Annotated in this window: 13 protein-coding genes; 10 read left to right on the top strand and 3 right to left on the bottom strand. The window is 45.7% G+C overall.

Translation table 11 applies throughout. The features are described 5' to 3' along the window. Positions 1-39: 39 nt before the first annotated feature. On the top strand, positions 40-1,602 hold the full coding sequence (locus H8698_RS10900; RefSeq protein WP_249313512.1) for an SGNH/GDSL hydrolase family protein: 1,563 nt from the start codon (positions 40-42) through the stop codon (positions 1,600-1,602). A gap of 46 nt (positions 1,603-1,648) precedes the next feature. On the opposite strand, the gene queA is transcribed toward H8698_RS10900, so the two are convergent. After that, entirely contained in the window at positions 1,649-2,674 is a 1,026-nt protein-coding gene (gene queA, locus H8698_RS10905) for a tRNA preQ1(34) S-adenosylmethionine ribosyltransferase-isomerase QueA (RefSeq protein WP_249313649.1), read from the bottom strand. A 1-nt stretch (position 2,675) separates the two neighbouring features. After that, positions 2,676-3,533, bottom strand: coding sequence for a MurR/RpiR family transcriptional regulator (locus tag H8698_RS10910; protein WP_249313513.1), 858 nt, complete (start codon positions 3,531-3,533; stop codon positions 2,676-2,678). Between the two features lie 264 nt (positions 3,534-3,797). Here H8698_RS10910 and H8698_RS10915 point away from each other — a divergent pair, with 264 nt between their 5' ends. From H8698_RS10915 to H8698_RS10950, 8 genes are all read left to right on the top strand, one after another. After that, positions 3,798-4,121, top strand: coding sequence for an OadG family transporter subunit (locus H8698_RS10915; RefSeq protein ID WP_249313514.1), 324 nt, complete (start codon positions 3,798-3,800; stop codon positions 4,119-4,121). Between the two features lie 24 nt (positions 4,122-4,145). Then, positions 4,146-4,514, top strand: coding sequence for a biotin/lipoyl-containing protein (locus H8698_RS10920; RefSeq protein WP_346726845.1), 369 nt, complete (start codon positions 4,146-4,148; stop codon positions 4,512-4,514). 556 nt (positions 4,515-5,070) lie between these two features. Beyond that, entirely contained in the window at positions 5,071-6,180 is a 1,110-nt protein-coding gene (locus tag H8698_RS10925) for a sodium ion-translocating decarboxylase subunit beta (protein ID WP_430393580.1), read from the top strand. A gap of 77 nt (positions 6,181-6,257) precedes the next feature. Then, the gene (locus tag H8698_RS10930) at positions 6,258-7,715 is read left to right on the top strand and encodes an oxaloacetate decarboxylase subunit alpha (RefSeq protein WP_249313515.1); all 1,458 of its coding nucleotides are present in this window, start codon (positions 6,258-6,260) and stop codon (positions 7,713-7,715) included. Between the two features lie 61 nt (positions 7,716-7,776). Continuing rightward, the gene (locus H8698_RS10935) at positions 7,777-8,550 is read left to right on the top strand and encodes a GNAT family N-acetyltransferase (protein WP_249313516.1); all 774 of its coding nucleotides are present in this window, start codon (positions 7,777-7,779) and stop codon (positions 8,548-8,550) included. 78 nt (positions 8,551-8,628) lie between these two features. Then, entirely contained in the window at positions 8,629-9,333 is a 705-nt protein-coding gene (locus H8698_RS10940; protein WP_249313517.1) for an SDR family oxidoreductase, read from the top strand. Positions 9,334-9,339: 6 nt separating this feature from the next. Beyond that, positions 9,340-10,203 carry an AraC family transcriptional regulator gene (locus H8698_RS10945; protein WP_249313518.1) on the top strand — a complete coding sequence of 288 codons (864 nt, stop codon included), beginning with the start codon at positions 9,340-9,342 and terminating at the stop codon, positions 10,201-10,203. Continuing rightward, entirely contained in the window at positions 10,190-11,563 is a 1,374-nt protein-coding gene (locus H8698_RS10950) for an FAD-dependent oxidoreductase (protein WP_249313519.1), read from the top strand. Before H8698_RS10945 ends, H8698_RS10950 begins: the two co-directional genes overlap by 14 nt. 23 nt (positions 11,564-11,586) lie before the next feature. Here H8698_RS10950 and H8698_RS13435 read toward each other — a convergent pair whose 3' ends face one another. Continuing rightward, a complete protein-coding gene (locus tag H8698_RS13435) occupies positions 11,587-12,231 on the bottom strand; it encodes a helix-turn-helix domain-containing protein (RefSeq protein ID WP_249313520.1) in 645 nt (214 codons plus the stop codon). Positions 12,232-12,393: 162 nt separating this feature from the next. Here H8698_RS13435 and nrdD point away from each other — a divergent pair, with 162 nt between their 5' ends. Then, positions 12,394-14,520, top strand: coding sequence for an anaerobic ribonucleoside-triphosphate reductase (gene nrdD / locus H8698_RS10960; protein WP_249313521.1), 2,127 nt, complete (start codon positions 12,394-12,396; stop codon positions 14,518-14,520). The last annotated feature ends 21 nt before the right edge of the window (positions 14,521-14,541 follow it).

Below are 14,541 nucleotides of genomic sequence, written 5' to 3' on the forward strand. Positions count from 1 at the left end.
GATATAATTCTTTTGTATTAAAATTGCAGGAGGAGTAAAATGGCAAGGAGTTTAAAAGGTACGATATGTATTTTTATGTGCATTTACATGATTTTTGGAATTCAAGCGGTTACAGCGGAACCAGAAGTTATCATTTGGGAGCCGACAGCGCGGGTAGTAATTAAAGGAGCTGTTGACAGTGCAAAAGCAGGAGAGCCGGTGACGGTTATACTGTTGGATAAAGAAGCAGACCCGCAGAATTATCAGTCAGATGATGTCGGATTTCTTGACCAAATAATTGTGAGTGAGGACGGCGGCTATCAGTTTTCGTTTACACTCAACAAGGCAATTGAGCGGTATAAGCTGGTGATGTATCTTGCCGGTGAAAACATTACAAAGAGTGTAATTTCTGCTACCACAAACAACAAGCTGATATCTGCGCAGGTCGATATAACGCGCGGTGTTACGGCAGCGGACATTTTAGTGAATTTTACAAACGATTTACAAGTTGAAAACTCTACATATGTAGTTATTGCTTCCTATTATGATGAAAGCAATAAATTGCTTTTGGTGGAGTCTACTCCGGTGAAGGATCTATCGAATACATTTCAATCGTCAGACCGCATTACAACGCAATATCCAGATGGAGCAAAGTATTTAAAGGTGTTTGTCTGGGATTCAACGGAAACAATGATTCCCCTTGCGGCTCCGGCAAAATCAGACCTTGATGAAGTGAAAACAATTGCGTGCTGGGGCGATAGCCTGACTTATGGACGGAACCAGGGCACCGACTGTTCCTATCCGAAAGTGCTTGCAGAGCTAACGGGCCTTGAGGTTTATAACATGGGCGTGGGCGGTGAAACGGCCACAACAATTGCCGCAAGGCAGGGTGCTTTGGACATTGTCATTGACAAGGCCTTTACGATTCCGGCAGACAAAACCCCGGTTGAAATTACATTTAAGTCCTCCGACGGCGGCGTAGTAACTCCTAGAAATACAAGCGCTGGCGGCTGGAATCCCTGCACCATTAACGGTGTGGAGGGAATATTGTCAATCAGTATTAATACGGAGGTGTGGCCCCGTGTGTTAAACTGGGCCAAGTTCACAAGAACAACGCCCGGTACGGCAGTATCTGTTTCTGCTGGTACAAAACTGGTGCCCCAGGCGCAGTCTGTCAATGGCGACATCAATATCTTTTTTACCGGCACAAACGGCGGCTGGACGCCTGCGAACACCAACGCAAACGACAATTCGACTGAAGATGTTGCGGCTTTGGTTGCGCTGATTCAGAAGCAAATTGCCAATACAAAGTCTGATAAGTATGTAGTTATTGGCCTGACCAACGGTGGAACTTATGCATGGGACAGTCTGAACGCCGCGCTGGCCCAGGCGTTTGGGAACCGATTTTTAGACGCAAAAGCTTATTTGGCTTCGATGCAGGCGCTAAATGACGCAGGCATTGTGCCCACTGAAACAGATTTGCAGTTTTTAGGGGAAGGAAAAATACCTTTGTCACTCAACTGCTCACCAGAGGACACAACGCATTTAAGCGATGTTGGCTATACGCTTTTGGCAAAACAGGTTTATCAGAAGCTGTTGGAGCTTGGTTATATTTCAAAATAAAAAGCAAAACGCACCGCGAATTCCGCGGTGCGTTTTTTCTGAATATTTATAAAATAAGCATTGCGTCGCCAAAGCTAAAGAAGCGGTATTGTTCCTGAACTGCTTCGCGGTAAGCGGCCAAAACATGCTCTTTGCCTGCCAGGGCGGACACAAGCATGATTAACGTGGACTTCGGTAGATGAAAATTTGTAATCAATCCGTCTAGGCATTTAAACCGATAACCGGGATAAATAAAAATGTTTGTATATCCTGAGGCGGGCGCGAGAAAACCGTTTTCATCCGCTATGGACTCGACCACACGGGTTGACGTTGTGCCGACGCAAATCACTTTCCCTCCGCTGCGTTTGGTGCTGTTAATGATTTCCGCGGTTTCATTTGTTACATGGTAGTATTCAGAATGCATTAAATGGTCGGTCACTTTGTCTGCCTTTACAGGCCGAAAGGTGCCCAGCCCAACATGAAGCGTAACAAACGCCAGCTTTATGCCCTTTGCCTTAACCGCCTCCAGCATTTCTTCGTTAAAGTGCAGGCCGGCGGTTGGGGCTGCGGCGGAACCGTCATGCTTGGCATAAACCGTTTGGTAACGGTTGCGGTCGGCAAGTTTTTCATGAATATAAGGCGGCAGGGGCGTTTCGCCCAGTTCTGATAGGATTTCGTTAAAAATACCGTTATAATAAAACTTTACCAGCCGGTTTCCGCCTTCGGTAATTTCTAAAATTTCAGCTTTCAGCCGTCCGTCTCCAAAAGAAATAATATGGCCCGGTCTGCATTTTTTTCCGGGTTTTAAAATTACATCCCACACATCATTATCCTTTTGCGCCAGCAGAAGGAACTCAACCGGGGCCTTTGTATCCTCCCGCTGACCAAACAGGCGGGCCGGAATAACCTTTGTGTCGTTAAGCACCAGGCAGTCGCCTGGATTTAAATAGGAAAGAATATCGCGAAAATGCTTGTGCTCAGTTTTTCCTGTGACCTTGTCCAAAACCAAAAGACGCGAGGCAGGCCGGTCTGCAAGCGGGGTTTGCGCAATCAGTTCCTCCGGCAGGTTATAATCAAAATCTGTTACCAACATCTCATTTTTCTCCATTGTCATACACCTCGTTATCCTGCCAAATGCTTTCCAGTTTTTTTAATGTTTTGCTGGCTTCGTCCTTTCGTTTCATGCCGATTGCCACAACCAGCGCATTTAAAACAGAAAGCGGCGCAACCAGAGAGTCCACAAAGGACTCCATGTCGCTTTTGGCAAGCAATGTATGGTCGGAAAGCTCTAAAATAGGGGAGTTTTCCCCGTCGGTAACGCCAACTACCGCCGCGCCCATTTTTTTTGCGTAGCGCAGTGCCCGCACGGTTCTAAGGGAATACCGCGGGAAGCTGATGCCGATAACTACATCGCCGCTTTGCACGCGGAACATTTGCTCAAAAATTTCCCCTGCGCTGGCAGTGTTCACCAGGTGAATGTTTGAAAACATATGATTTAAATAGTATCCTAAAAACCCGGCCAGGGAGGAGGCGCTGCGCAGACCGATAATATAAATGTTTTCGGCGTTTAAAATTTTGTCGATGGCACCGAGAAACGCCTGGCGGTCGATTTGTGCAAGGGTGGTTTTAATTTTATCAATATCGGCGTTTAGAACAGACGTTAAAATGTCTGTGTCACGGTATAAGTCATAGGCCCGGTCCATGCGCTGAACACTGGTCAGCCGGGACTTTGCATAGTCCTTCAGGGCCTGCTGAAAGTGCTGATATTTTCCGTAGCCAAGCTCTGAAGAAAACCGCACCACCGTGGCCTCGCTGACTCCAGCCGCCAAAGAGAGCTGTTCAACGTTCATAAACGCAGCCTTATCGTAATTTTTTCGTATGTATTCGGCGATTAGCTTGTGCCGTTTGCTCATTGATGAAAAGTCCTTGTCAATTTGTGTAAGAATATCCATGCCGTTTGCCTTTCTTTATCCATTTTCATATAATATCATATCGGTTTTTTAGTAAAATTACAATAGGAACGGCCTATTTTTTTTTACTTTTTTGCTTTTTTATTCAAAAATATAAAAATTTGTAAATTCATATTGATATTTTCTTGTCATTTTGATAAAATGATATATAAGCGCATAGGATTGGCTTTTTCTGGAGAGGTTGTGGAAACTGCTTGTTTTATGCAGACGGTAAAGGCGAAATCTATGAAGGGAGGTTGGCATGTAATGACAATTTCATTGAAGGCAGCGGAACAAATTGGAGATTTTACAGTGTTTGGTTTCGGTTTTGGTCTTGTTTTTGTAGGTCTTATATGCATCATTTTAATTTGCAGCATTGTTGGCGCTCTGTGTAAAAGCCTGATTAAAGACAAGGGCAACGGCGCAGATACTGCTGTAGTGCAAGATGCAGGAAATTTGGCGCCTGCAGCTGTAAGCGGCGGCTATCAGGATAAAGGCGAATTTGTGGCGGCGGTTTCTGCAGTGATTGCGGAGGAACTTGGCACAGACGTAACCGGAATTCGGGTACTTTCTATTAAAAAATTATCATAATAACAATTTATGGAATGAAAGGAAATGACTGAAACGATGAAAAAGTATAAAGTAAATGTAAACGGAACCGATTATGAAATTGCAATTGAACTGATGGACGGCAATGCTAAAGCAGAGGAATTAAAATCTGCTCCCAAAGCAGCACCTGAAGCGCCAAAGGCACCTGCTGCAGCCGGCGCTGGTGAAAAGGTTACATGTCCGATGCCGGGCAACATTTTAGCTGTGAACGTGAACGTGGGCGACAGCGTAAAAGAGGGCCAGGTTCTTATGGTTTTAGAAGCAATGAAAATGGAAAATGAAATTATGGCACCGTGCAGCGGAAAAATTACATCTGTTGGCGTTACAAAAGGCGCGACCGTTGAAAGCGGCGCACTGCTTTGCACAATCGAATAATTGGGAAGGGGCTAAAAACATGAGCAAAAAAATATTTTCTGCTTGTCTTTTGGTTTTAGTTGTTCTTTCCTGTTCACTCACTGCATTTTGCGCAGATAATTCGGAGTCTTCTATTATCGCTGTGAAATCCGCAGACTATAATGATTTGGATAAGAAAATTACTTTAACAATCGAAAATACAGGCAAAGAAGACATTGCAGACTCTGTTTTGCAGTTTGATTACAACGAGTCTGAAATTAAAATTAACAACTATCAGGGCGGCATTATGACCGGCGAAATTGCCGCAGGCGCCGCTGTTGATATTATTCTTTCTGCAGAAGTTACAAATTTTACCGGCAATTTGCCGCAGATGGGATTTGTATTTCAGTACATAACGGCAACTGGCGGCACCATTGATTTGTCGCAGGAGTCAGCTTCCAGCGTTAAAATGGTTACAGTGCAGAACATTTTTGCAGACACGGAGTCTGCCGGCGGAGTGTCGCTGATGAAGGCCATTGGGGGATTTTTAGGCGACACGGGCTTTGCACTGATTGCAAACAACTGGAAAGTTTTGATTATGATTTTAATTTCCTTTGTTTTAATGTATCTTGCAATCGTGAAAAAGTTTGAACCCTTGCTGCTCCTACCCATTGCATTTGGTATGCTGCTTACCAACCTGCCCGGCGCAGGAATGTATAATGCGGAATTATTTGCAGACGGGCATGTTCATTGGGAGATGTTCGGCGGAAAGGGCAACATTACGCCGGGGCTTTTGGATTATTTATACTTAGGCGTAAAGCTGGGAATTTATCCCTGTCTGATATTCATTGGTGTCGGCGCAATGACGGATTTTGGTCCTTTAATTGCAAACCCCAAGAGCCTGCTTTTGGGCGCAGCTGCACAGCTGGGTATTTTCTTAACCTTTTTTGGCACAAGAATATTGTTTGGATTTACACCTTTTGAAGCGGCGTCAACCGGCATCATCGGCGGTGCAGACGGCCCGACGGCAATTTTTGTTACGTCGAAGCTGGCGCCGGAACTGCTTGGTCCGATAGCCGTTGCAGCATATTCTTACATGGCGCTGGTTCCGGTTATTCAGCCGCCGATTATGAAGCTGTTAACGACGAAAAAGGAACGTATGATTGAAATGAAACAGCTTCGCGAGGTTTCCAAAACGGAGAAAATTATATTCCCCATTGTGGTTACAGCGTTTGTTTCGCTGCTTCTTCCCTCTGCCGCAGCATTAATCGGAAGCTTAATGCTTGGCAACCTTCTGCGGGAATGCGGCGTGGCCGAGCGTTTGAGTAAAACCGTTCAGAACGAGCTGATGAACATTGTTACTGTTTTCTTGGGTATTTCTGTTGGCGCAACTGCTACGGCTGACATTTTCCTGACAATGAAGACCATTCAGATTATTATCATGGGAGTTGTCGCATTTGGATTTGGAACTGCCGGCGGTGTGCTGCTCGCGAAGATTATGAACCTGTTCTTAAAGAATAAAATCAATCCGCTCATTGGCTCTGCCGGTGTTTCGGCTGTTCCCATGGCGGCCCGTGTGTCGCAGGTTGTGGGACAGAAAGAAAACCCGAGGAACTTCCTTCTCATGCATGCCATGGGCCCCAATGTTGCCGGTGTTATCGGCTCTGCAATTGCGGCCGGTGCATTTTTAACACTGTTCATGAGATAAAGCGAAGCCTTAGGCGCACCTTATCGCCCCACTGGTAAGGAACGGTAAATTTTGTGGGAGAAAGGCATGATTTCGTTATGGCAAACACAAAAAACAAGTTATATATCACTGACACCATTCTTCGTGACGCCCATCAGTCCCAGGCGGCAACCAGAATGAGAATTGAAGATATGCTGCCGGCTTGCTCAATTTTAGACGATATTGGATATTGGTCTTTAGAGTGCTGGGGCGGCGCAACGTTTGACGCGTGCATGCGGTTTTTGAACGAAGACCCATGGGAGCGGCTGAGAACGTTAAAAAAAGCAATGCCGAAAACAAAGCTTCAAATGCTGTTCCGCGGACAGAATATTTTAGGATATAAACACTATGCGGACGATGTTGTGGAGGCGTTTTGCAGAAAATCCATTGAAAACGGCATTGATGTAGTTCGAATTTTCGACGCGCTGAACGACACCAGAAACATGCAGGCCGCCATAAAGTTTGTAAAGGCAAACGGCGGCATGGTTGAGGCGGCGCTTAGCTACACCGTTAGTCCGGTACACAATGAGGACTATTTTGTGAAGCTGGCAATTGAGCTTGAAAAAATGGGCGCAGACGTAATCTGCATTAAAGACATGGCAAACCTTTTACTGCCCTTTAACGCATACAGCCTGGTGAAAAAGCTCAAGGAAAATGTGGGCGTTCCCATTCATCTGCACACGCATAACACCACCGGCACGGGAGATATGACCTATCTCATGGCATCACAGGCCGGCGTTGATATTGTGGACTGCGCCCTGTCGCCTTTGGGCAACGGCACTTCAAACCCGGCTACGGAAAGCCTGGTTGCAACCTTGCAGGGAACAGACCGCGATACAGGCCTTGACTTAACCAAGTTAAGCAAAGCTGCGGCGCACTTCAGAGGCGTTGCGGCAAGGCTTCAGGCAGAAGGGATTTTAGATCCCAAGGTTTTGCGGGTAGACACCAACACGCTGCTGTATCAGGTGCCCGGCGGTATGCTTTCCAATCTGATTTCACAGCTCAAGCAGGCCAACGCTGAGGATAAATATTACGACGTTTTAGAAGAAGTTCCTCGTGTTAGAAAAGACTTTGGCTATCCCCCGCTGGTTACTCCTACTAGCCAGATTGTTGGCTCTCAGGCCGTTTTAAACGTGCTTGCAGGGGAACGGTATAAGATGGTTACGAAAGAGTCTAAAGGCTTACTTCGCGGCGAATATGGCAGGCTTCCTGCTCCTGTGAACGAGGAAGTGAGAAAGAAAGCCATTGGCGATGACGAGGTAATTACAGTTCGCCCGGCGGATTTAATTGCGCCGGAGCTTGAAAAATATAAAGAAGAAACAAAGGGCATTGCAAAGTGCGAGGAGGATGTGTTAAGTTACGCCCTGTTCCCGCAGGTTGCCCAGAAGTTTTTTGCTGAACGCGGCAAGCCGAAGGCGGAAGGCAAAACAGAGCCGAAAGCGGCCGACGCAAAGCAGGCGGCAAAGGTGGATGAAACCGGAGCTAGGATTCTTTATGTTGAAGACGTTTCAAACTAATGTAACGATAAAGCGGAAGCAAATGGCTTCCGCTTTTTTGCTATCTAAAAAGGAGGGCAACATGACAAACAAAGAGATTTATGATATTGCCAGAAAACAGTCGGCCATTGACATTGGCTGCAGCGCGGAAGATTTTTTAAAACAGGAAAACAAAGTGGTAATTTCAAAGAAAAATCCCCGGGCCAGAAAATATTTAGAGCTGCCGTTTTTTTGCAGCCTGGTTTCCTACGGGAATAATATTGTGGCCGCGGTAGATGAGCGTGCCGCAGAGCTTGCAGGCGATTATATCAACAAATATTCCATTGAACAGTGCTTTGAGACGCCATGTCTGCACGTTTTAGAGAAAAGCCTTGCGCCCTTTGGCATGAAAATTTGCTTCATGGCGGAATATTTTCTGCCGGATGTAAATGTATTGCGCGAGCTTCCCTGCCCCTATGAGGTTCGGATGTTAAAGCCGAAGGATTTTGAAGGGCTTTATCTGCCCCAGTGGAGCAACGCGCTGTGCGAAAAGCGCAAACAGTTAGACGTGCTGGCGGCAGGCGCATTTTATCATGGGGAACTGATTGGTCTTGCGGGCTGTTCGGCAGACTGTGAGGAGATGTATCAAATCGGCATTGACGTTCTGCCAAAGTACAGACGGCAGGGGGTGGCCAGTGCGCTGACGTCGAAGCTGGCCTTAGAAATTCTTGCATTGGGAAAGGTGCCGTTTTACTGCGCCGCGTGGTCGAATATTAAATCGGTGAACAATGCCATAAAATGCGGTTTCCGCCCGGCGTGGGTGGAGCTTACGGCAAAACCGGAGGCGTTTGTTTGGCAAATGACCTTAAGAGAGTAACTAAAAAATGCAAGAAATGTATTGCTAAGTCTTAAAAAAGATTATATAATGACATCATTAATAAAAGGAGTGATTGTAATGGGCAGGATTGTTGTTATAACAGGCGCCACAAGCGGTTATGGTTTGGCCGCGGCAAAAAAGTTTAAGGAAAACGGCGATACGGTTATTGTTGCTTCGAGAAATGCGGAAAAAGTAAAACAAACTGTTGACCAGTATTCGTTTGACTGCGGGTTTTCCGTTGATGTTACGAGCTACAGCCAGTGGCTTGAATTAAAGGATTATGTAATTGACAAATTTGGGAAGATAGACCTTCTTGTAAACAACGCTGGCGGCGGTGTTGCCATTAAGGAAACAACGGAGCTTGAACCGGCAGAAATTGACCACATTTTGAAGCTTAACCTCAACAGCGTTATATATGGCTCTAAATTGTTCGGCACAGTAATGAAGCATCAACGAAGCGGCATGATCATCAATATTTCTTCGGTCTGCGCCAGGCATTGCTGGGGCGGATGGAGTGTTTATGCCGCGGCAAAGGCAGGCGTGCTTAACTTTACCAAAGGCTTGTATGTTGAGCTTCAGCCTTATCATGTAAGGGCGACCTGTATTATTCCGGCCGCCGCAAGCACAGGCTTTCAAAAAGGTGCGGGAATTGATGCGGTAGAGGAATCGTTATCCGCAGAGGATATTGCAAACGCTGTATTTTATGCTGCAAACCAGCCGGAAGGCGCCGTTGTGGAAGAAATGACCGTGTGGGGAACATCCCAGCGCGTTGAGCCGCTTTAAGGAATTATGATGAATCAAAATCTGCATAAGTTTCACGAAATAATAGAATATATTGAACAACATCTGTTATCGGACATCAATGCCGCTGCGCTTGCACGGATGGCAAATTTATCGGTTTATGAATTCAGGAGAGTTTTTTCCTTTCTTGCAGGAGTTCCAATTGGGGAATATATCAGAAAAAGGCGACTTTCCCAGGCTGCCGAGGAATTGCAGGCAGAAGGGGTTAGCATAACCGATGCTGCATTAAAATATGGTTATCATTCGCCGTCCTCTTTTACAAGGGCATTTAAAGAATTTCATGGTTTTGCTCCTGAAAATATAAAAAGAAACGAAAACAATTTGAAAATGTTTACCAGGCTGGAACTGAGTTTATGTATGACGGGCGGAACGAACCTATCTTACCGCGCCGTTCATGATGACGAATTTTGTGTTTGCGGCGTGGTGGGGGAATCAGATCTTTCAGACAGCGAATGCTGTGAACATGTATGGAATAAGTTTTATGAGAGCGAGCATGCAGACAGCATTTTAAAACAAAGCGGCGAAAAACTGTATGCTGTGTATCAAAATGGAAAGAAATCTGTAACCTGCCATATCGGCGCCAGATCAGCAATTGGCGGGCAGTTTAATTTTGTGCAAATTCCGGCAGGGTTGTGGCTGTGCTTTGATGTTTTCGGCTCTGAAGACGCTAAAATCAATGCTTTTTATCACAATATCCTTTTTGAATTTTTTAAATCTAGCCGTTATAAGAGAGATGAGAAAGTTCCCAATCTTGAAATTTTTCCCGTAAATATGGAGGAAGATAATTTTAAATGGGAGATTAGAATTCCGGTGAAGCTGGAGGACAAGGTGAAAGAGTATGAAAACGATTAAAACAGATGTGTGCGTGGTGGGGGCAGGTGCAGGCGGGTTCGGATGCGTTTACAGATTATTGAAAAACGGCATCAACACCGTTGTTGTTGAAAAAAACAAGGACTTTGGCGGTACCGCAGTTTTTTGCGGGGTCGACGGCTGGGAGCCGGGTGTCAGTTTAGACGGTGCGCATCTTCTTTTAAAAGAGAAACTGCAAAAAATGAACCAGGGCGCGGCTGTACTGGAAGCAGTTCCGAACTGTAATTTGTTCTTTCCCGAGAACGGAATGAACTGGGAAAATCATTCGTTTGAGCAATATCCCTGGGGATTGTCTATGCCGTCGAACTTTCATTATTCCGATACGTTAAAAAGGTGCAGAAGCCTGAGAAAAGACGGCAGCATGAAACGGTTTCAATTTGAAGGAGCCGCAATGACCAAGGCCATGCATCAAGTTCTTGCTCCGTATCAGAATAAGCTTTCGGCCCTTTTTGGATATGAATTTTATGCGTGCGAAAAATCTGGGCGAAACATTCGATCTGTGACAGTGAAAAACGGTGGGGAAAGCATTCGGATTGTGGCGGATTTCTATATTGATGCAACCGGCGACATCATTCTTTCGAGAGAAGCAGGCTGTGCGGTGGCAATGGGGAGTGAGTCTAAATATCGTTACCAGGAACCGTCGGCAGGGGAAAAAGACAGCAGGCAGATGAATGCCGTTACCTATGTGTTCAGGGTATCGCCGGCAGCGAACCCAAACCACATTGATGAAATGCCGGTACGATATCAGAAAGTCGATATTTCAGCGTGGAAAGCGTATAAAATGAAACGCACTGTTTCCTGCTTTTGCCTTTACCCAAATCACGATATTAATGTCAATATGCTACCTACCATGGAGGGGGCAGAATATATAGACTTCGGCGAAGCAGCAGATGAAGTTGGAAAAGCAAGGGTTTATTCGTACTGGAAGTATCTCCAAACGGAAAAAAACATGAACGGCTATTCGCTGACGAAGATTTTTTCTGCCGGGGTTCGCGAAAGCTACCGGTTGATTGGAAAATATGTGTTAAATGAAAATGACGTCAGGGCAGGACTGTTCAGCCAGCCCAAAAGGGGACGAACCGTTGCAATTGCCGACCATGCACTGGACGTTCATGGAACCAGCGGCATGTGCAGGGAACTGGAATATCCTTACGAAATCCCTCTTGAATGCACGATGCCGAGGGAGGTTGACAATCTTTTTGTGGCATCAAGAGGCGCCTCGTTCAGTCATATTGCGGCGGCAAGCGCACGGCTGACCAGAACGATACTGTCGCTTGGAGAAGGTGTGGGAGAATATGTTGCTGAACAAATTAACAGCGGGCTCTATTTCAAAAATGTATAGTTCTGCATAGATTTCCATTTTTGTTAGATTTTTTTGCAAAGCTCAATTTTTTTTCCTTTGGATTTTATGAGCCCTTCCTCCCGCATTTTTTTCATTTCCCGCTGCATGGCGCTTCTGTCAATACTCAAATAGTCCGCCAGCGTGTAGAGGGAAAAGGGCAGGGTGAAGCTGCTTAATTGTTTTTCCCTGGCCTGGATTTCGAAAAAGGCCATGAGTTTGCCCCGTAGGCTGCGCTTGCTCAGCACCTCAATGTGGTTTGCCTGGGCGCGGAGCTTTTCTGTGAGCAGGCAAAGCATGTTGTCTAAAAAAATGGTATGGCTTTCGCAGGCGTTTACGCATTGGGAAATGACTTTCCGATATTTAAAAAACATTACCTCGCAGTTTTCTGCGGCAATTACCGCCGGTTCGTCAATGCCGGAAAAGGGCGCAAACAGCTGGCCGAAAACAGAATTCTTGTCATACCGTTCCAAAATCATTCTGTTGCCGTCGTAGTCGTAAGTTACCAGTTCCGCCGTGCCGGAAAGGACAACGCCAATATCTTCGGAATTTCCGTTATATGACATTATTGTTTCAGTTATATTAAATTTTTCTTCTTTTGCGCCCAGGCAAGTCATCATTTTTTGGGCCTCAGAATCGCTCAAACCACTGAAAACAGCCGATTTTAACACACTTTTGAACCTCCCTATATAGTGTGCATATCTATGCACAACACCTATATTTTGTATTATAGCAGATATAAGTTGCATTTGCAACTTTTTTTTTGGTTGTTTTATTGTATAATTGTAACTGCTACGCAAGAGAAGTAATTTGGTTAAGAGGAGCTGTGTAAAATGTTAGTAATAAAAAGAGACGGAAGGACCGTTGATTATGACAGAGTGAAGATTGAGGTCGCAATCCGCAAGGCGAACGCCGAGGTGGAGGAAAGCGAGCGTGCAACGGACCAGGAAATTGAATCGATTTTATCTTACATTGAATCCAAAAAATGTAAACGTATGCTGGTTGAGGATATTCAGGATATTATTGAACAGAAACTCATGGAAATGGGTCATTTTGTCCTTTCCAAAACCTATATTATATATCGGTATTCCCGTGCGCTGGTTCGTAAGGCAAACACTACGGACGAGTCGATTCTGAGCCTGATTAAAAACGCCAATAAAGATGTTATGGAGGAAAACTCCAACAAAAACGCAGTTGCTGCATCTACACAGCGGGATTTGATTGCAGGCGAGGTGTCGAAGGATTTAACAAAGCGCATTTTGCTGCCGGAGAAAATTTCCAAGGCGCATGAAGAAGGAATTTTGCATTTCCACGACGCGGACTATTTTATTCAGCCGATTTTTAACTGCTGTTTGATTGACATTGGAAACATGTTAGACAACGGCACGGTAATGAACGGCAAGCTGATTGAAACGCCGAAAAGCTTTCAGGTGGCCTGCACCATTGTGACGCAGATTATTGCCGCCGTGGCCAGCAGCCAGTATGGCGGCCAGTCGGTGGACATTCGCCATTTGGGCAAATATTTAAGAAAGAGCCACGACAAATTTAAAAAGAGCATTGCAAAAGCCAGCGGTGGCGAGCTTTCTGAGGAGATGCTGGAAAAACTGGCTATGAACCGCACAAAGGACGAGCTTCGTTCGGGCGTTCAGACCATTCAGTATCAGATTAACACGCTCATGACCACAAACGGCCAGTCTCCGTTTGTGACGCTGTTCTTGAATTTAGATAAAGATGACGAATATTTAAAAGAAAATGCCATGATTGTGGAGGAAATTCTCCGCCAGAGGCTCGAGGGCATTAAAAACGAAGCTGGCGTTTATGTTACGCCTGCGTTCCCGAAACTGGTTTATGTTTTAGACGAGCACAATTGCTTAAAGGGCGGCGAGTATGACTACATAACCAGGCTGGCGGTGCAATGTTCGGTAAAAAGAATGTATCCCGATTACATTTCTGCAAAACAGATGCGCGAAAACTATGAGGGCAACGTGTTTGGCCCCATGGGCTGCAGAAGCTTTTTGGCGCCGTGGAAAGACGAAAACGGCAACTATAAATTTGAGGGCCGCTTTAACCAGGGCGTTGTGAGCATTAACCTGCCCCAGATGGGCTTAATTGCAAAGGGCGATGAGGATTTGTTCTGGAAACTGTTTGACGAAAGGCTTCAGCTTTGCTTTGAGGCACTTATGTGCCGTCACCGTGCGCTTTTGGGCACAAAGTCTGATGTGAGTCCGGTGCATTGGCAGTATGGCGCCATTGCCCGTCTGAAAAAGGGTGAAGTGATTGACAAATATCTAAAAGACGGCTACTCCTCCATTTCGTTGGGCTACATCGGCCTGTACGAGGTGACGAAGCTGATGAAAGGCGTGTCTCATACAACGCCGGAGGGACAGGAATTTGCTCTCAGGGTGATGAACCGATTAAGAAAGGCAACAGATACCTGGAAGAAAGAAACCGGCATTGGATTTGCCCTTTACGGCACACCGGCAGAGTCTTTGTGCTATCGGTTTGCAAGAATAGACAAGCTGAAATTCGGCAGCGTGACAGACGTTACCGACAAGGGCTATTACACCAACTCCTATCATGTGGACGTGCGCGAGGATATTGACGCATTCTCCAAGTTCAAGTTTGAAAGCCAGTTCCAAAAAATCTCCTCCGGCGGCGCAATTTCATATGTGGAAATTCCCAACATGCGCCATAACACCGAGGCCATTGAGGACGTAGTTCGGTTTATTTACGACAACATTCAATACGCTGAGTTCAACACCAAGAGCGACTATTGCCAGGTTTGCGGATTTGACGGGGAAATTATTATCAATGAAGACAACGAGTGGGAATGTCCTGCTTGCCACAACAAAGACCATGCAAAAATGAACGTAACCCGCAGAACCTGCGGTTACCTGGGCGAAAATTTCTGGAATGTAGGCAAAACAAAGGAAATTAAAGCAAGGGTGCTGCACCTGTAATAATAAAAAGGATTGAAATAA

Origin of the sequence: Congzhengia minquanensis, from assembly GCF_014384785.1 — a bacterium.
GTDB lineage: Bacteria > Bacillota > Clostridia > UBA1381 > UBA9506 > Congzhengia > Congzhengia minquanensis.

Excerpts from the sequence above, each read along its gene's own strand:
- H8698_RS10915 (WP_249313514.1), top strand. The coding sequence starts at position 3,798 with ATGACAATTTCATTGAAGGCAGCGGAACAAATTGGAGATTTTACAGTG.
- H8698_RS10940 (WP_249313517.1), top strand. The coding sequence starts at position 8,629 with ATGGGCAGGATTGTTGTTATAACAGGCGCCACAAGCGGTTATGGTTTG.
- nrdD (WP_249313521.1), top strand. The coding sequence starts at position 12,394 with ATGTTAGTAATAAAAAGAGACGGAAGGACCGTTGATTATGACAGAGTG.
- H8698_RS10930 (WP_249313515.1), top strand. The coding sequence starts at position 6,258 with ATGGCAAACACAAAAAACAAGTTATATATCACTGACACCATTCTTCGT.
- H8698_RS10900 (WP_249313512.1), top strand. The coding sequence starts at position 40 with ATGGCAAGGAGTTTAAAAGGTACGATATGTATTTTTATGTGCATTTAC.
- H8698_RS10925 (WP_430393580.1), top strand. The coding sequence starts at position 5,071 with ATGATTTTAATTTCCTTTGTTTTAATGTATCTTGCAATCGTGAAAAAG.
- H8698_RS10910 (WP_249313513.1), bottom strand. The coding sequence starts at position 3,533 with ATGGATATTCTTACACAAATTGACAAGGACTTTTCATCAATGAGCAAA.
- queA (WP_249313649.1), bottom strand. The coding sequence starts at position 2,674 with ATGTTGGTAACAGATTTTGATTATAACCTGCCGGAGGAACTGATTGCG.
- H8698_RS10920 (WP_346726845.1), top strand. The coding sequence starts at position 4,146 with ATGACTGAAACGATGAAAAAGTATAAAGTAAATGTAAACGGAACCGAT.
- H8698_RS10950 (WP_249313519.1), top strand. The coding sequence starts at position 10,190 with ATGAAAACGATTAAAACAGATGTGTGCGTGGTGGGGGCAGGTGCAGGC.
- H8698_RS10935 (WP_249313516.1), top strand. The coding sequence starts at position 7,777 with ATGACAAACAAAGAGATTTATGATATTGCCAGAAAACAGTCGGCCATT.
- H8698_RS10945 (WP_249313518.1), top strand. The coding sequence starts at position 9,340 with ATGATGAATCAAAATCTGCATAAGTTTCACGAAATAATAGAATATATT.